The organism is Bacillus cereus (assembly GCF_025917685.1).
In the GTDB taxonomy this organism is placed as follows: Bacteria; Bacillota; Bacilli; order Bacillales; family Bacillaceae_G; genus Bacillus_A; species Bacillus_A cereus_AT.
Window position 1 is genome coordinate 1,974,959 of sequence record NZ_CP089518.1, and the last position, 17,245, is coordinate 1,992,203.

Below are 17,245 nucleotides of genomic sequence, written 5' to 3' on the forward strand. Positions count from 1 at the left end.
TCTTGTCTTTTGAAAGGAGAACAAATGAAGAAATATTATACAATTGTGGGTATGGTAAGTATTATTCTCGTGGCGATATTACTTATAACTTGTCCGAAAGAATCAGATTTCAAGTTGTATTTAGAGGATAAGTATGCATTGAAATGTGACGAGAATAGCTTTGAATGCACGCAAAATGTAGATGAAAAAAAAGAAAAATTACAGTTTGAAAGTATTGATGCGCGAAATGGTGTTTTCTTTATGACTGTAAAGCAAACGTATAAAACAGAAGCTGGTGTTACAAAAGAATATAGCGGAGTAGGGATGTTTGGTACATTTCTTTTTGTTTCAGAGAAGACTTTCTAGTAATAGAAGGTCTTTTTTTTATGCTTATGTTCATATAGATGAAGTAAGACAAGCATAGGAGGGGTATTAATGAAGAAGGAATGTATCGTTTGTGGTGGTGAGGAGTTTTTTTCTTCAACATTATATGCACGTACGAAACAAGATTGGGCATATGCACCAAACATGTACCGATTTGAAAAGGTGTTTATTGAACAAAGGGACGAAGAAAATTATCCAGTCTTTCAAGAAATTACAGCCAAGCATTGTTGTGGATGCGGTCATATCATGTTGTATCATGAATGAACACACCAAGTATAACTTGGTGTGTTTTTTTTAAAACGCTGATAAAGCAAGCGGATATAGTAAAGTGAATAAAACAGAAAAACTGCCAAAACCAATTGCGGTATATCCAAGTGTTCTCGCTCCAAAGTTGACAGCTAATAAGCCGACTAAAATCGCAAGGGAGCCGAGTGTAACAGGATAAAAAGCAATGGAGAATAACGAAAGAAATAATGCGACATAGCCTATCATTGCTCCGGTATTTGTACCTTCTATTTCATTTGCAATTTCTTTGCGCTCATGTCTTATCGGAATACCAGCTGGTGATATTTCAGCTGCATACTCTTCGTTTTTTTCACCACTTTTAAAATGATGATTTCTCTTTCTTCGCATGTACATCCCTCTCTTTCAATTGGGTGTATCTATAGTATCTTTCATAAGGAAAAGAACATGAGTATGAGTTAAACCCAAGTAAAGCAAAAATTGGAGAAAATAGATTCCGTTGTTATTCTGTACATCCCGCTATTTGCCGTGCAGTAAGGATCCCACCTCAAAATTCGGCTGGAGTAAAGAAGTAAGGTGGGAACCGGGTTGCCCGTAAAAGCCCGATTGGTGAGGGCTAATAATCAGTTGGGACGAACAAAATCCCCACTAATTAAAGTTTCACTTTATCTCCTTATGAAGATAAACAGGAATTTTGGAAAATGATGTAGAATGAAATGAATGATAATAACTGAAGGTAGGGGAATGTATGGCGAAGTTTAATTGGCATGAATCGGCAGAGAAAAAATGGGATAACAATGCAGAGTTTTGGAATCAAAATAGTCAAGAAATGTGGGATAGCGGGAGCAGGAGTACAATCATTCCATTTTTTGAGCAGTACGTGGAAAAAGAAGCACAAGTGTTAGATGTTGGCTGTGGTGATGGGTATGGTACATATAAATTAAGTATTACTGGGTATAAAGCAGTTGGAGTGGACTTATCGGAAGTGATGATTCAAAAGGGTAAGGAACGCGGAGAGGGCTCAAATTTATCTTTTATAAAAGGTGATCTTTCTGCATTACCATTTGAAAATGAGCAATTTGAAGCAATAATGGCAATTAATTCTTTAGAATGGACTGAGGAGCCATTACAAGCATTAAATGAAATAAAACGTGTTTTAAAGAAAGATGGATACGCATGTATTGCAATTTTAGGACCGACAGCAAAACCGAGAGAGAATAGTTATCCGCGCTTATACGGCAAAGATGTTGTTTGCAATACAATGATGCCTTGGGAATTTGAACAGTTAGCGAAAGAACAAGGTTTTGAAGTTGTAGATGGCACCGGCGTATATAAGCGCGGAGTAAATGAGAAGATGTTAGGTCAACTACCTACAGAGTTACAACAATCGTTAACATTCTTATGGGTATTTATGTTAAAAAATGTATAACGAAATCAAAGAATTTTTAGGAGGTAAATAAGTGCAGAAAATACAAAAAACTGATACAATATCATCAGAACCAATTAAAGGGGGACTAGGGTATATGACAACTACTACAACAGTTAAATCTGATATTGAAATCGCACAAGAAGCAAGTATGAAGAAGATTCAAGAAATTGCAGCTAATTTAAATATTTTAGAAGAAGAACTAGAGCCATACGGACATTATAAAGGCAAGTTATCTCTTGATATTTTTAAGCGTTTACAAGATGAGAAAGACGGTAAAGTTGTTTTAGTAACAGCGATTAACCCAACTCCAGCAGGAGAAGGTAAATCAACAGTAACAGTTGGTTTAGGTCAAGCTTTTAATAAAATTGGTAAGAAAACAGTAATTGCACTTCGCGAACCATCTCTTGGACCAACAATGGGATTAAAAGGCGGAGCAGCAGGTGGCGGTTTTTCACAGGTTGTACCAATGGAAGACATTAACCTTCACTTTACTGGAGATATTCATGCGATCACAACTGCCAATAACGCGTTAGCGGCGTTTATTGATAATCATATCCAACAAGGAAACGTACTTGGGATTGATACGCGTAAAATCGTTTGGAAACGCTGTGTTGACTTAAATGATCGTGCCCTTCGTAACGTAGTAATTGGCCTTGGTGGACCGGTTCAAGGTGTACCACGTGAAGACGGTTTTGATATTACAGTAGCATCTGAAATTATGGCCGTATTCTGCCTTGCAACAGATATTCAAGATTTAAAAGCGCGTCTATCTCGCATTGTTGTCGCTTATAATTTTGCAAATCAACCAGTAACAGTAAAAGATTTAGGTGTAGAAGGTGCGTTAACATTATTATTAAAAGACGCATTAAAACCGAACTTAGTACAAACATTAGAAAATACACCAGCTATCATTCATGGCGGACCATTTGCGAATATCGCTCACGGTTGTAACAGTGTTATCGCTACGACAATGGCAGCAAAATTAGGTGATTATGTTATTACAGAAGCTGGATTCGGTGCGGATTTAGGTGCTGAGAAGTTTTTAGACATTAAAGCTCGTGCAGCTGGCATTAAACCAGAAGCAGTTGTTATTGTTGCGACTATTCGTGCGCTTAAAATGCATGGCGGTGTAGCAAAAGATCAATTAAAAGAAGAAAATGTAGATGCATTAGCAAAAGGAATGGAAAACTTACAGAAACATGTTGAAACAATTCAAAGCTTTGGTGTTCCGTTCGTAATTGCTATTAACAAATTCATTACTGATACAGATGCAGAAGTTACATACTTACAAGAATGGTGCAATGAGCGTGGCTATGCAGTATCCTTAACGGAGGTTTGGGAGAAGGGTGGCCAAGGCGGAGTTGACCTTGCTGAGAAAGTGTTAAAAGAAATTGAAAAAGGTGAAAACAACTACGCACCACTTTATGAATTAGAATTACCATTAGAAGAAAAAATTCGTACAATTGCTCAAAAAGTGTACGGTGCAAAAGATATTGAATTTGCTCCGAAAGCACGTAAGCAATTAGCTCAATATGAAGGAGAAGGCTGGAGTAACCTACCGATATGTATGGCGAAAACACAATACTCTCTTTCTGATGATGCAACGAAATTAGGTCGCCCATCTGACTTTATCGTTACAATTCGTGAATTGAAACCATCTATCGGTGCAGGATTTATCGTTGCGTTAACAGGAACAATGTTAACAATGCCGGGACTTCCGAAACAGCCAGCTGCACTTCAAATGGATGTAAATGAAGATGGAAAAGCAGTAGGTTTATTCTAAAAGGTTGTAATTCATCTCGTTTATCTGTAAACTATATATACATCAAGTGGCGCCTTTCCATAGAAAGGCGCCTGTTTTTTGGAGGAAATTATGTTTGATCCAACTGCTTTTGAAAATTTAAAGGTAATTGTGGAAGGAGCTGTCTATGATTTCGATTTACACGGTGATATTCTCGTAACAGATCGAAAAGATTTGATGGACCTTGCTTCATTAAGTCGTATGTATTGTATTTCATTTCAACTAACAGAAAAATTTAATACGATGGTAGAGGCGACATTTTCACTATCTGTTGATGCAAAGAACTTATCAGGTGAAATATTAGAAGTACCTCAGTTTATACCAGGGTGTGAAATGAAGTTAGAATTCTCGTTCGAAATGGAACAACCGGAGATAGGATGTCAAGAAATTGAAGATTTATTGCATTCTATATGGGGAAAAGAAAGAATGATTAAGCAGAAAATTTCATACGAATATAATAAGCAAGCGATTTCATATCATAATAAGGTAGAGGTTCTATTTCAAAAAGCGATTACAGAAGACCATGTTGATGATCTAATAGCTGTTATTTCACACATGATAGAAACGGTGCGAACAATACAACATTTTCTTCAAAAATAGAGATAAAGGAGAAAAACAAATGATAAAAGATATGCAACCATTTTTACAACAAGCTTGGGAGAAGGCTGGTTTTAAAGAATTAACTGAAATTCAAAAACAAGCGATTCCAACTATTTTAGAAGGACAAGACGTTATAGCTGAATCTCCAACTGGAACAGGAAAAACATTAGCGTACTTATTACCCCTTTTACATAAAATTAATCCTGAAGTTAAACAACCTCAAGTTGTAATTTTAGCGCCAACTCGTGAACTTGTTATGCAAATTCATGAAGAGGTTCAAAAGTTTACAGCAGGAACTGAAATTTCAGGTGCATCTTTAATTGGTGGTGCAGATATTAAGCGCCAAGTTGAAAAATTAAAGAAACACCCGAGAGTAATTGTCGGTTCACCAGGCCGTATTTTAGAATTAATTCGTATGAAAAAGCTAAAAATGCATGAAGTGAAAACAATTGTATTTGATGAGTTTGATCAAATTGTAAAGCAAAAAATGATGGGCGCTGCACAGGATGTAATTAAATCAACGATGCGCGATCGTCAATTAGTATTCTTCTCAGCAACGATGACAAAAGCGGCAGAAGATGCAGCACGTGATTTAGCAGTTGAACCACAATTAGTACGTGTAACACGTGCAGAATCAAAAAGCTTAGTTGAGCATACGTATATCATTTGTGAGCGACGCGAAAAAAATGATTACGTAAGAAGAATTATGCATATGGGCGATGTAAAAGCAGTTGCTTTCTTAAATGACCCATTCCGTTTAGATGAAATTACTCAGAAATTGAAATTCCGTAAAATGAAAGCAGCAGCTCTTCATGCAGAGGCAAGCAAGCAAGAGCGTGAAGCAACGATGCGTGCATTCCGCGGTGGGAAATTAGAAATTCTACTTGCTACTGATATTGCAGCACGTGGTATAGATATTGATGATTTAACACATGTAATTCACTTAGAGTTACCTGACACTGTAGACCAATACATTCACCGTTCAGGACGTACTGGACGTATGGGGAAAGAAGGAACAGTAGTTTCTCTTGTAACACAACAAGAAGAACGTAAATTACTGCAATTTGCGAAAAAACTGGGTATCGTGTTTACGAAACAAGAAATGTTCAAAGGAACATTTGTAGAATCGAAACCACAAGAACCAAAGAAAAAGAAACCAGCATTTACTGGGAAGAAAAAACCTAGATAAATGAACGGAAAGACGTAACTATGCGTAGTTACGTCTTTTTTGTTTGTAAGTTGTCATATAGTAATTTCAAATATATCAACGATTCTATAGGGGATATCGATTTATCGAAAAAAAAACGGCAATAGTGTTAGTTTCTAATTTTGTATGTGCATTGAATGGAATGAGTCAGTCGATAAATTTCGTGAAGAAACACGTATAAAATATAAAGGATTAATAAGAGCACCTGTAGAAAGCTACTTAGAATATAAAAACCATTAGGGGGAAAATAAATGATTCATAAAGTCGGACAAATTATGTTATATGTAAATAATCAAGATGAGGCAGTAAATTTTTGGACGGAAAAGGTAGGGTTTCATGTAGTTGCAGAGGAAGATAACAAACAAGGAATGAGATGGATTGAAATTGCTCCAACTAACGGTGCTGAAACGAGCATTATATTACATAATAAAGAAGTTATTTCAAAAATGAGCCCAGAATTGAATCTTGGTACACCGTCTTTAATGTTCTTCTCAGAAAATCTTGATCAATTATATACAGATTTAAAAAATAAAAATGTTACTGTTGGAGAAATGGTAAATATGCCTTCTGGTAAAGTGTTTAACTTTGCTGATAGTGAAGGGAATTACTTTGCGGTTATGGAAAAAAATAAATAATTATATAGTTATGTAAAAATCCCCCTTGTATATAATGAGGGGGATTAAATATTTGAAGTGAATTTTTTGTTAGCGAGTTGTTCTATAAAAAATGTTCCTTTTTCAATTGCAGTCTCAATATAACCAACGATTTGATCAAATGAAAACACTTGTAAGTTTTCGTGCAAGTGTTGCTCAGGGTATAGCATATCTTCAAAAAGGTATTTTCGAAAAGCTAAAACGTTTTCTTTAGAAACTTCTTCGATATCCACAATGTGAGCCTCTTGATTGAGAAGAGAGAAGAGTTGTTGTCCTTTATCGTAATGATGAAGCAACTTTGCGTTCAACAATTTAAAATCGTTATAGTACATAGGAGCGATAGTTTTGTCATTTTCTATTCTATTTTTTAGCCAAGGTAGAAAAAATCCACTTAGCCAATTATCATCGGCAATCAGGTGGGTATAATAGCCTAAGAGGAAAGGGGAATCCATATGAACTTTATATTTATGAAAAAAAGAATTGAAATCTATCCTTCTCGTATAGTTCTTCGTTGTGCCAGCGTAAAAATGTGAGGTTCCTTTTTCTTCTTTTGAATGCACCGCATCAGGGGCTACACCTCCAAGTAAGAAAGACGCTTTATCTTGAATAGATAGTTTCTCTGCAATACCGTTAGCGATAATAACATGCATAATTCGTGATCCCATGAATAACACCTCTATTTCAAGTATTCACTCTAGGGAGCTGTCTGAACGTTTAGTATTACTTTCCCTGTACTTTGTCTACTTTCGACCCATTCATGTGCTTTCCCTGCGTCTTGAAGAGGAAAAGATTTCGTAGCTTTAATTTGCAACCTTCCATCACGTAAATAACGGAAAACTTGATTCGCAGTTTCTTGAAGCAATTCAGGACGTTTTTTCCGTGTAGTGCCAAAGCTGAAACCGAGTATAGAACGGCAACTTGCGTGTAAATCTTTCGTTTGAAAACTACCAACTTCTCCGCTAGCATTGCCGAAATGGACGAGACGACCGTAATAGGCAAGGCATTCTAAACTTCTTTCGGACACAGTACCAGAAATAGAATCTAAAACAATATTAACGCCTTCTCTGTTTGTAAGCTGATTTACCCTCTCTACAAAATCTTCATCTTGATGACAAATAACATAATCAGCGCCAGCATCTAAAGCAATTTTTCTTTTTGCTTCACTTCCGACAGTCCCGATTACTTTTTTAGCCCCTAATAATTTTGCGAGTTGAATCGCGGTAGTACCAATTCCTCCAGCAGCTGCATGAATTAGAACAGATTCACCTTGTTGAAGTCTTGCAACATTTGCAAGTAAATTGTAGCTTGTAAAAGATACGATAGGGCAAGCGGCTGCAGTTTGGAAATCAACTTCATCAGGTAATACGAAAGTAAGCTTTTCATTTGCAACAACATATTCAGCGTAAGAACCATTTTGAGGAAAAGTAATGACTCGTTGGCCAGGATAAATGTTTTTTACATGAGAACCTACGCGTTCTACAATACCAGCTGCATCTATCCCTGGGATAAAAGGTAAGGCTTTGTTTCCTTTTTTGCCATAACGTGATTTAATATCGGCAAAATTAACACTAGTAGCAACAACGCGAATTAAAACTTGATTATCTGAAATTGTAGGAATATCCATGTCTGTATATTTCAACACTTCAGGACCACCGAATGAAGTTACAACGATAGCTTTCATATACATCCTCCTAAATTTGACTATATAAATTATTTTAAATCTTCATTAGGAATTGGAAAATTATATAATTGTTATGCAAGGCTATAAGTGAAGCTTATGAACTCATTGGATTATTATATTAATGTATATAAAAAAATTGAAAAAATCGAACGAAATATCAATTACTTGCCAATATATAGTGTATGACAAGGGAGGGAAGGTACATGAAGGATGAAACGGTGTATACAGATTTAATCCAATTAACTTTATCAGGCAATAAAGAAGCATATAGCGAATTGTATGATAAAACGATTCAAGAAGTATATAAGACAGCACATTTTTTAATAGAAGATAAAACGGATGTAGATGATATCGTTCAGGAAATATACATACAGCTATATGAATCGCTTCGTAAATATGATAGCGAGAAGCCATTTCGTCCTTGGCTAATTGGACTTGCAATTAAACAAATTCATTCTTATAGAAGAAAGAGATGGATGCGACTGCGAATTGTAAAAAAAGCAGAAGAGCAAAGAAAACCAGTACAAATGGATTTTTCTAGCGATGTTGTAAGTAAACTATCAAATCAAAAACTAATCGAACTCATTCATAAATTGCCGTATAAATTGAAGCAAGTTATTATTTTGAGGTACTTACACGATTACTCACAAGAGGAAGTAGCACAAATATTACATATTCCAATCGGTACTGTGAAATCTAGAATCCATGCCGCATTAAAGAAACTACGTCAAAAAGAGCAAATAGAAGAAATCTTTTTAGGAGAGGTAGGGAATGTGAAATGAGTTTAGATTGTAGAGTTAGAGAATCTATACAAGAAGAAGCGAAGGGGATTGTTGCCCCGCCAGAGTTAAAAGAAAAAGTAATCGTTCAAATAAAAATGAAGAGCGGGGGGAGTAAAAAGAAGAAGCGCCTCATCGCTGGGGTGCTTGCAGCCGCATTTTTAATTCCGACAACTGGTTTTGCTTATCAATCTATTATGGCGGATGGTATATACGGGTCGTTTGAAAATTTAAAGAAGCATGCCGGAGCTATAACATTAGAAGGATACATGCGTTTTAATGCAAAGTTATCACAAGTGAAAGACGAAATGGGTGCAAAGGAATATGAAGAGTTTTCAAAAGAACTAAAGAAATTAACAAATGCAAAGCTTGAGTATGGGGATTCGAACGGTAATATTGATTATGATCAATTATCACCAGCTAAAAAAGAGGAATTGAAAAAGGTAGAAATGGAGCTTCAGCCGTATTTTGATAAATTAAATGGTCATAAATCTAGTAAAGAAGTATTAACTCCTGAAGAGTATGAACAATATATGGAAGCATTAATGGCGTATCAAACCATATTGGTAAAAACGAAATCGAGTGGCGGAATAACAGCAGACAAAGTACCTGAGGCGTACAAAGAAAAATTTATTAAAGCAGAACAGTTTATGGAGTATGTAGATGAAAAGGTGAGATAAGTAAAAAGCTCATAGCTTTAGCTTAGAGCTTTCCTTATTGAAATGTAAATATATTAACCACCTATTCCTTTTGCTAGCAATAAGAAATATACAAATACTAGTATTACCCCATTTAATGCCGTACCAACTATTTTAAATAGCCAATTCTTTGATGAGATCGCAAAAATAATACCGAGTAATGAAAAAATACTTAGAAGCACAATAATTAATGTTAAATTCGCATTAGGTCCTCTTAAAATAAAGAAAGAACATATACTTGCGATAAACGTTAGAAACGAGAAAGTCCCTAATTTCATAATAAGTCCCCCTTGTTTGAAAGGTATTTTGATTTAGTTCACGATTCCCTTTAATTTAACATAAAATTCCTGTTACATATTAAATATATGAATAATAAAAAAACGAGTATAAAATCTACGGGATTTCATACTCGTTTTGCTATTATTTAAATTTCCTTACGGCATATATAGCGACCTTTACAAGTAATATCGCAATTATAAATAAGCCGCCGTAACTAACGATACTTAAAAATTGGTCATCAGTTATATTTTTTCATATTCGCATTGTCCTTTTGGATAAAACAATCTAAAAGTGAGTAACCAGCTATTAAGCTAATAATGGTAACGAAAGTTGTATTTACAAGAATAATATTAGTTAAATAGGGTAGGTATTTGCCAACTGGTGAAAAGAGTAGAGCAGGAGAAAAGGAAATTAATATTGTAGGGACTGTAATAGCGATAAACTTATCCGGCTGAAAGCCCCAGTTGTGTTTAGTTGTTTCGTGATTAATGGATTGAAGGAATCGTAATAAAATGCCGACCAAAAGAGGGAAGAGTGTATAGTAGAATAACCTTGGATAAAAGTTAAAGTTCACTTGCGCATCTGTTTCTAAATAAAATTGAATTTTCACTCCTACAAATAATAATAAGATGATAAATAATGTAAAGCAGAGGTAAAGTATCACTTTTTGCATTCCATTCCACCATCCTTTACTAAAAATATATTCAAGGAACGAAGATATATACGAAAACTGCGTTGTATATATCTTCGTTTTCAATTAGTTAGTTGTGGATTTTGTTTGTTTCGTTAAGTAATCAATAATGCCCATTGCACTAATTTCTATATCTAGATGTAAAATGTTATAAACGGAATGATTTGATGGAACGTTTAACTTTGTAAGATGAGAAGAGATTTTATCCATTAATAAAGTTTGCAAAGCTTTAGTCGCTTCATCGAAATCATTATACTTTTCAAAGACCTCTTTACCAGTACCAACGAAAATAGGTAACCAATGTTCAAGTTGGTTATATACTTCTGTAACATTGGATGATGCGCCGTAATGACCGAAATAAATAGTATCTACATTCATACTTTGAATATGATTTTTAGAAGCAATCATCGCATCTGGCTGGAATTGTGAAGGAGACGTTGATGGTAGATATAGTTCTACATCAAGATCTGCGAGTTCTCTATAATAAATTCCTATTGTATCGCCAGTAAAAATGCCGTTTGTTAATGAATCATGAATGCTAATATGGTGCTTCGCATGTCCCGGTGTATCGTAAAATGTAAGTGTACGGTCTTCTGAAATTTTTAACGTATCACCATGTTGTACAATACGAACACGTTCTTCTTCAATTGGAAGAATGGGATCAAAAAGTTTATCAAAATCTTCTTTGTACACAGCTTTTGCACCTAAAATGAGTTTTGTTGGATCAATCATATGACGAGCACCGCGAGAATGCACAAATAAAGTAGCATTTGGGCATTTTTCCATCATTAGCCCAGCTGCGCCTGCATGATCTAAATGAACATGTGTAACAATGATGTTTTTTACATCTTTTAAATCAATATGTAATTGTTGTAAGCCATCTAAAATGTAAGGAAGAGAAGGGGCTGCACAAGTTTCAATTAAAGTAATTTCGTCACCTAATAAAACGTACGTACCTGTTCGTTCAATATGTTGTAAGTCGTAATCATCAATAAGATATAGGTGAGAAGATAATTGTTCTACTTTTTTCATCTTTACCACTCCTTATATACTTTTATGTTTTTTATTATACGCTAAAAATGCAAAAAGGCAGAAAACGAAACCTCGTCTTCTGCCTTTTTGTAATGTAGTTATTTCGTTTGATCTTTATTTATAGACATAACGAACAGTCCGACAATACCTCCAACTATTGGAAGCATAATCTCTCCTGCTAAATTAAAGTAGGAGCTTAAGAATAAACCATTTACATCGATTACCCAACCAGTAACATACAATAACATCATATATAGTACGAAATAAAACTCGCGATTTGAAATCGTTTCATGTTGTGCAGTTTTCATAATGAACACCATCCTTTTCTTTTATAATGGAAATATAAACTGTCACATTTTGTTCACAATTCAATTGTAAAACTTTCCAACATAAAAGTCTAGTATATTGTGTCGAATTTTTGAACAAAAATAAAGCGCTATCATTTCAGTGTGTAAGTACGTAATAAGAGCTGTATATTCACGAATGTAGTATAGTAAAAACATAGAATGATAATGAAGAGAGGGGTAGGAACAATGACAGTTTATGATTTTTCAGCTAAAACAATAACAGGAGAAGATAAATCGTTAAAAAATTATGAAGGAAAAGCACTGCTTATTGTAAATGTAGCTAGCAAATGTGGTTTTACACCGCAATATAAAGGATTACAAGAAGTATATGATAAATATAAAGATCAAGGATTAGAAATACTAGGTTTCCCTTGTAATCAATTTGGAGGACAAGAACCGGGAACAGAAGCTGATATTACTAGTTTTTGTGAATTAAACTATGGTGTAAACTTTCCGATGTTTGCAAAGATTGATGTGAAAGGTGATAAGGCTCATCCTCTGTATACATACATGACAGAACAAGCACCAGGTTTACTTGGTATGAAAGCAGTGAAATGGAACTTTACGAAGTTTCTAATTGGAAAAGACGGGAAAGTAGTAGGGCGTTTTGCGCCGCAGACGAAGCCGGTGGATTTAGAGGTTGAGATTGAAAAGGTACTTGGGGAATAACTAGGAGTTTCACTTTATTAAAAAACGCCTCAAAGAACTACTTTGTTCTTTGAGGCGTTTTCTTTAAACTCACATTATCAAGATTAAATCACTGAATGGAAGTCATTTGATTTAGGCGGAGAAGCTGCTTTTTTCATAAGCAATTCCCATAAGTGTACGGATTTCTTCCATTCGGCTGTGGTCTGTCCCTTTTGATACATAGCGTTCTCATAGCTGAAAGTAAGTTGTTGCATATCGGCCGAGTTGTAAAGTGTATCGATGCGAAGAGCGTATTCTCGGAATGTTTGACTTTCATCCCGTGGTATGCCGATTCTCGCAAATTGTTTTAAAAGTGCACTGTAAGCTTTTTGATAAACAGCATCATCTTTTCGGTATTTATAGAAAAGAATAATAAAAAATGTAATCCATTTCATTCTAGTAGTGAAGAGAATGTATCCTATAATACTAATCGGTATCGTAGAGAGGAATACGTACCACCAAGAAATCCTATTTTTAGAATTTGTAATCTTTTTAGTAGAGGCTTCCTCTGTAGTTTCTATTAAATTTTTGAGTTTTGCTTCATTGTTCCGCTCTTGCATTTGCGCGTTTTGAGAATTAGTTTCTTCGCTATTTTGTGAAGTAGGAGCAGGAGTATTATTTGTGAAATTATAGGGATTTGTAAATCCTTTTGTTGGTTCGAATGGAATCCACCCGTATCCTGGAAAATATACTTCGACCCAAGAGTGTGCGTTATCGTTCGCGATTTTATAAACATTCTCACCTTCAGCACTAGCACTTGTATTCTGGGGAGTTCCTTCTGTAAATCCTTTTACCCAGCGAGCGGGAATTCCGGCAGAACGAAGTAGCACAATCATAGATGTTGAAAAATTATTACAGTAGCCGCTTTTCGTATCGAAAAGGAATTGATCTACATAATCTTGGTTTTTGTCAGGAAATAAGACATTCGTTGTTTCGTATACAAAAGAGTTGTCTGTGAAGTACTTTTCAATAGCTAATACTTTATCATACTGGTTGTCTTTATCATTTGTAAGATTGGCAGCCAAGTCTTTTACTCGCTGTGGTAATGATTCGGGAAGTTGTGTGTACTTTGTCATGAAATAAGAACTTGTTTCATGACCTTCATTCGTTTTTACAGCTTTCAAGTTTTCTATGGGAAACTCCGGAATCTCATATGTTACTTTATACGAATTTAAAGTAGTAGAAGAGTCTCCGTGCATCGTATAAATTTTTTCTGAAAAGGGGTCAACGCTGTATGATACATCAGAAGAAGCCTCAACTGATATCAATCCCGCTGGATAGGTAAGGTGAGGAGAACTTTTTTGCATGGTGATTGTTGCTTCGGTTGTCTCCGTTTTTGTATTTTGTTCGTACCAGCTTACGACGTCGTTTTTATTTTTAAAAGAAACCTTTTTCGGATTCTCAGAAACTTCCCATCCTTTTCCTGTATAAAAATCTTTCGTTTCTACTCTCCAATATTGTTTATTTTGCGTTTGTGCTGTAAAAACAATTGTATTATCTGCCTTAAAGGGACCACCTAATTGCGAGTCATCTAAACCATACCCAATTGTAGAAACTTTTTGTTCTTTACTTGCTTCGGATGTGTTGAATTTTAAAAAATCTATTGGATTTGGCCATTGAGGGCCAAATTTTGGAGCAAAGTATGCGACGGTTGCTGACAATACAATAAATAGTGTAAGAGGTTTAAGTAATTTCGAGATTTCTCTAGCATAATTTTGTAAGTGTTCCATCTCTTTTATTCGTTCAATTTGAAGAAGACTAAGCATAAAAAAGCCGATGACAACAGTACGAATGATAGCGTAGTTTGCATTGTATAAATGTAAGTTATGAAAAGTTGTGATATAAATAATAGTCAATACAAGAAATAACAACCCACGTTTTTTATGAATCATCCAAAAAGAGATGAAAGAACTCAAAAACCAAAATGATAGAAAAAATAAAAATGTTGGAAAAACTGGAGAAATATCTAGCAAATTCCCTTGAAATAACAGGGAGGAATTTCGAGAAATATCAGAAAAAAATTTTGTTAGCCAAGATGGATTTATAAAAGCATTTTTATAATACAAGAAATGAATGATGAATAAGATCGTGACGATCTTTATTGGAATCTGCCACCTTGTTTGAAAAAAAGAGAGTGTGAAGCAAATTCCTATAAATATTACAAAAATATCTAATCTACCTACGTTTGTAATACCTATAAGGGGTCTTAGCCATTCTAGTAAAAGTAGAAGTGCACATACATGCATGAAGAATCTGCTCATATCCCATTTGTATTTTGTTCGTAATGTTATCATTTGCTCACCTCAAAAAACACGTTTGTATACCGGTTTTCATAAACCGCATTTACAAATATTTTTCGTTTTTGTAGAGTTTCTAGAATACTTAGTTCTCGATGTGAGAGTTGATTCGCTTTTTCTTTCACGACAAACACCATTAATTTTCTATTTTTAATAGCAGCATAGTCGGCCGCCTTTTGAATATCGGGAGAAAGGTCGCTTGTCACGAGTATAATCGTTACGGGCTCATAAATTTTTCTTAATTCCATTTCTACACTCTGGGAGAGCGGGAATACACTGTCTGCTTGTACTTTCGCTAAATGACAAAAGATTTGTTGTAACTGCGTATCTCCATTGTCTAAAGGGAAAAAAGTTCGTTCTTTTCCGACAGACACGAATGACGCTGGTGAATTTTGCTTCAAGACAGCCCTCACAATAGAGGCAGTAAACGTTACGACTGATTCGAATAAAGAAGATGGGGTTCTGTCCATGAATATCATGATATTATGGCTGCGCTGTTGTTCAAACTCTTTCGTCATAATATTGTTTGTTCGTGCAGTTGCTTTCCAATCAATCCATGAAAAGCGGTCACCAGGTTTATATTCTCTGACACCGACAGAGACTGTAGAGTCTTTTGCTAAATTTATATTTGCTGAAAGCGCTCCTTGTTCGAAATGATTTTCCAATTGTCGATACGTTATATCTACATACTGAGGATAGACTAAAAATGTATCTGGAACTGAAAAAGTTACTTCTTTCTCTATCATACCGAATAGATCACCAGTTTTGACACGTACGCTTGAAAAAGCGTGCTCTCCTCTAGGGATTGTGTCAATAGTATATTGAAACGAAATATTTCGTTTTAATCCTGGAAAGAGTATGACCTTATTCATCTTTGTTTGTATACAACTTGTAAAATGTGGTGGCAGTTCATCTTCTATAACTAAATAAAGTAAGGGGAAAGGAAATTTTCTTTTTATTGTAATGGTGCTTACAAATGGTTCTCCAGCTACATAATCGTTTTGATTTGTTATTCGTTTTACTTCAGCGCCCCGTAAAGTATAGAAGGGGAGTAGTAGTGAGTAGAGGCCAATAGGAATCATACTATAAAACAGAAACCAACTTACAAATCCTCCTTGAAGCATAGCGTATACAAATGTTAAGACTAGGCATAACGGAATGAATGATAACTTAGTAAAATGATATAGTACTCGTAGTATCCGTTTCATCAAAGGTTCATCTTTCTTTGAGTAGGAACGGTAGTTCGTGCAACGATTTTGGCGATAACTTGTTCTCCTGTTATTCCTTCAAATCTTGCTTCCATTTTTAGAATGAGTCTGTGTGCTAAAACGTAAGGAGCTAAAAATTTAACATCGTCTGGAATAACATAATTTCTGCCATGGATGAATGCATAAGCCTGTGAAGCTTTCATTAAAGCAATTGAGCCGCGTGGACTTGCACCTAGCTGTATAGAACTGTAAGAACGAGTCTGACTAACAAGCTTTACAATGTAATGCTTGATTGCTTTGTCCATGCTTATATCCCGTATGCTTTGTTGTAAATAAAGTAATTCTTTTATTGTAGTAATAGCTTGTAAATGAGAGAGTGGATTTGTTTTTTCCATCCGGTTTAAAATTTCAAATTCTTCTTCAGGTGTAGGATATCCCATTCTTAGCTTTAACAAGAAACGATCGAGTTGAGCTTCTGGTAAAGGATATGTTCCCTCATATTCGACCGGATTTTGTGTAGCCATTACAAAGAACGGTTTTGGTAATGGTCTAGTAATGCCATCTATTGTGATATTGCCTTCTTCCATACTTTCAAGTAAGGCAGATTGTGTCTTTGGAGATGTACGATTAATTTCATCAGCAAGTATAAAATTCCCCATGATTGGCCCAGGCTTGAACTCAAATTGGAGCTCTTTTGGATTGTAAATAGAAACACCTGTTACATCTGACGGCAGTAAATCAGGTGTGAATTGAATTCGCTTGTAATCGGCATCAATGGATTTAGAAAGAGCACGTACTAGAATTGTTTTCCCGACACCAGGAACATCTTCCAATAGTACATGACCTTCAGCTAAGAGAGCTGTCAAAGCTAAAATCGTTTCTTTTCGTTTCCCGACCATTAATCTTTCAATATTGTTAATTATTTTTTCTACAATGGGATGTAATGAATCAAGCTGTGGCATCGTAATCCTCCTAATTTTATTATCGTTTTCTAATTTATTTAGTAGAAAATAGAATTTATCCCTCTATTTGCGGGTAGTAAAACTCTTATCTTGAATTCTGGGAATATTCAGATTATTTATTCCGATTACAACTAGTATAATTGTTTCCGTAACCAAGGGCAATACGGTAAATAATGATTTCTACTCTTATGTAAAATATGTCTTGATATAAAGTAATATCGTTGAAGAAAATAAATTCCTTACATACAATTTATAATCGTTTCCTTATAGTAGTTTTGAAATAATATC

The 17,245-nt window shown here is 35.1% G+C and carries 20 protein-coding genes; 10 read left to right on the forward strand and 10 right to left on the reverse strand.

Annotation, left to right across the window (positions count from 1 at the left end; all coding sequences use genetic code 11):
* Window positions 1-24: 24 nt before the first annotated feature.
* Complete coding sequence (locus LUS72_RS10280; RefSeq protein ID WP_097829664.1) at window positions 25-345, forward strand: hypothetical protein; 321 nt, start codon at window positions 25-27, stop codon at window positions 343-345.
* 69 nt (window positions 346-414) lie between these two features.
* The gene (locus LUS72_RS10285; RefSeq protein ID WP_000711203.1) at window positions 415-627 is read left to right on the forward strand and encodes a hypothetical protein; all 213 of its coding nucleotides are present in this window, start codon (window positions 415-417) and stop codon (window positions 625-627) included.
* Window positions 628-657: 30 nt separating this feature from the next.
* Here LUS72_RS10285 and LUS72_RS10290 read toward each other — a convergent pair whose 3' ends face one another.
* The gene (locus LUS72_RS10290; RefSeq protein WP_001253195.1) at window positions 658-996 is read right to left on the reverse strand and encodes a hypothetical protein; all 339 of its coding nucleotides are present in this window, start codon (window positions 994-996) and stop codon (window positions 658-660) included.
* 358 nt (window positions 997-1,354) lie between these two features.
* On the opposite strand from LUS72_RS10290, the gene LUS72_RS10295 reads away from it, so the two are divergent.
* The 5 genes from LUS72_RS10295 (at window position 1,355) to LUS72_RS10315 (ending at window position 6,278) form a co-directional block, all read left to right on the forward strand.
* Window positions 1,355-2,035 carry a class I SAM-dependent methyltransferase gene (locus tag LUS72_RS10295; protein ID WP_141533540.1) on the forward strand — a complete coding sequence of 227 codons (681 nt, stop codon included), beginning with the start codon at window positions 1,355-1,357 and terminating at the stop codon, window positions 2,033-2,035.
* A 94-nt stretch (window positions 2,036-2,129) separates the two neighbouring features.
* Window positions 2,130-3,818: a formate--tetrahydrofolate ligase gene (locus tag LUS72_RS10300; protein WP_097829801.1), complete on the forward strand. Its 1,689-nt coding sequence runs from the start codon at window positions 2,130-2,132 to the stop codon at window positions 3,816-3,818.
* Window positions 3,819-3,908: 90 nt separating this feature from the next.
* Window positions 3,909-4,436: a hypothetical protein gene (locus LUS72_RS10305; RefSeq protein WP_264448888.1), complete on the forward strand. Its 528-nt coding sequence runs from the start codon at window positions 3,909-3,911 to the stop codon at window positions 4,434-4,436.
* Between the two features lie 19 nt (window positions 4,437-4,455).
* Window positions 4,456-5,625: a DEAD/DEAH box helicase gene (locus tag LUS72_RS10310; RefSeq protein WP_097829662.1), complete on the forward strand. Its 1,170-nt coding sequence runs from the start codon at window positions 4,456-4,458 to the stop codon at window positions 5,623-5,625.
* Window positions 5,626-5,894: 269 nt separating this feature from the next.
* The gene (locus LUS72_RS10315) at window positions 5,895-6,278 is read left to right on the forward strand and encodes a VOC family protein (protein WP_097829661.1); all 384 of its coding nucleotides are present in this window, start codon (window positions 5,895-5,897) and stop codon (window positions 6,276-6,278) included.
* Window positions 6,279-6,322: 44 nt separating this feature from the next.
* On the opposite strand, the gene LUS72_RS10320 is transcribed toward LUS72_RS10315, so the two are convergent.
* Entirely contained in the window at window positions 6,323-6,961 is a 639-nt protein-coding gene (locus tag LUS72_RS10320; RefSeq protein ID WP_097829660.1) for a zinc dependent phospholipase C family protein, read from the reverse strand.
* Between the two features lie 29 nt (window positions 6,962-6,990).
* Complete coding sequence (locus tag LUS72_RS10325; RefSeq protein ID WP_097829659.1) at window positions 6,991-7,977, reverse strand: quinone oxidoreductase family protein; 987 nt, start codon at window positions 7,975-7,977, stop codon at window positions 6,991-6,993.
* A gap of 203 nt (window positions 7,978-8,180) precedes the next feature.
* On the opposite strand from LUS72_RS10325, the gene LUS72_RS10330 reads away from it, so the two are divergent.
* Together LUS72_RS10330 and LUS72_RS10335 are read left to right on the forward strand one after the other, a co-directional pair.
* The gene (locus tag LUS72_RS10330) at window positions 8,181-8,759 is read left to right on the forward strand and encodes a sigma-70 family RNA polymerase sigma factor (RefSeq protein WP_097829658.1); all 579 of its coding nucleotides are present in this window, start codon (window positions 8,181-8,183) and stop codon (window positions 8,757-8,759) included.
* Window positions 8,756-9,436, forward strand: a complete 681-nt coding sequence (locus LUS72_RS10335) for a DUF3600 domain-containing protein (RefSeq protein WP_264448889.1) — start codon at window positions 8,756-8,758, stop codon at window positions 9,434-9,436. Before LUS72_RS10330 ends, LUS72_RS10335 begins: the two co-directional genes overlap by 4 nt.
* Before the next feature lie 53 nt (window positions 9,437-9,489).
* Here LUS72_RS10335 and LUS72_RS10340 read toward each other — a convergent pair whose 3' ends face one another.
* The 4 genes from LUS72_RS10340 to LUS72_RS10355 all read right to left on the reverse strand — a co-directional run bounded on the left by LUS72_RS10340 (window position 9,490) and on the right by LUS72_RS10355 (window position 11,764).
* Window positions 9,490-9,732 carry a hypothetical protein gene (locus tag LUS72_RS10340; RefSeq protein ID WP_097829656.1) on the reverse strand — a complete coding sequence of 81 codons (243 nt, stop codon included), beginning with the start codon at window positions 9,730-9,732 and terminating at the stop codon, window positions 9,490-9,492.
* Between the two features lie 239 nt (window positions 9,733-9,971).
* Window positions 9,972-10,406: a hypothetical protein gene (locus LUS72_RS10345; protein WP_264448890.1), complete on the reverse strand. Its 435-nt coding sequence runs from the start codon at window positions 10,404-10,406 to the stop codon at window positions 9,972-9,974.
* Between the two features lie 84 nt (window positions 10,407-10,490).
* A complete protein-coding gene (locus LUS72_RS10350; RefSeq protein WP_097829654.1) occupies window positions 10,491-11,456 on the reverse strand; it encodes an MBL fold metallo-hydrolase in 966 nt (321 codons plus the stop codon).
* Window positions 11,457-11,554: 98 nt separating this feature from the next.
* Window positions 11,555-11,764, reverse strand: a complete 210-nt coding sequence (locus tag LUS72_RS10355) for a DUF3925 domain-containing protein (protein WP_097829653.1) — start codon at window positions 11,762-11,764, stop codon at window positions 11,555-11,557.
* Between the two features lie 225 nt (window positions 11,765-11,989).
* Here LUS72_RS10355 and bsaA point away from each other — a divergent pair, with 225 nt between their 5' ends.
* Window positions 11,990-12,472 (forward strand): glutathione peroxidase, encoded by a 483-nt coding sequence (gene bsaA, locus LUS72_RS10360; protein ID WP_097829652.1) that lies wholly within the window; start codon window positions 11,990-11,992, stop codon window positions 12,470-12,472.
* Between the two features lie 83 nt (window positions 12,473-12,555).
* Here the strand turns inward: bsaA and LUS72_RS10365 are convergent, their stop codons facing one another.
* The 3 genes from LUS72_RS10365 to LUS72_RS10375 are packed head-to-tail and all read right to left on the reverse strand — an operon-like array spanning window position 12,556 to window position 16,957.
* Window positions 12,556-14,784 (reverse strand): transglutaminase TgpA family protein, encoded by a 2,229-nt coding sequence (locus tag LUS72_RS10365; protein WP_097829651.1) that lies wholly within the window; start codon window positions 14,782-14,784, stop codon window positions 12,556-12,558.
* Window positions 14,781-15,995, reverse strand: a complete 1,215-nt coding sequence (locus tag LUS72_RS10370; protein WP_097829650.1) for a DUF58 domain-containing protein — start codon at window positions 15,993-15,995, stop codon at window positions 14,781-14,783. Before LUS72_RS10370 ends, LUS72_RS10365 begins: the two co-directional genes overlap by 4 nt.
* Window positions 15,995-16,957, reverse strand: coding sequence for an AAA family ATPase (locus LUS72_RS10375; RefSeq protein WP_097829649.1), 963 nt, complete (start codon window positions 16,955-16,957; stop codon window positions 15,995-15,997). The genes LUS72_RS10370 and LUS72_RS10375 overlap by 1 nt, the downstream gene beginning before the upstream one ends.
* Between the last annotated feature and the right edge of the window lie 288 nt (window positions 16,958-17,245).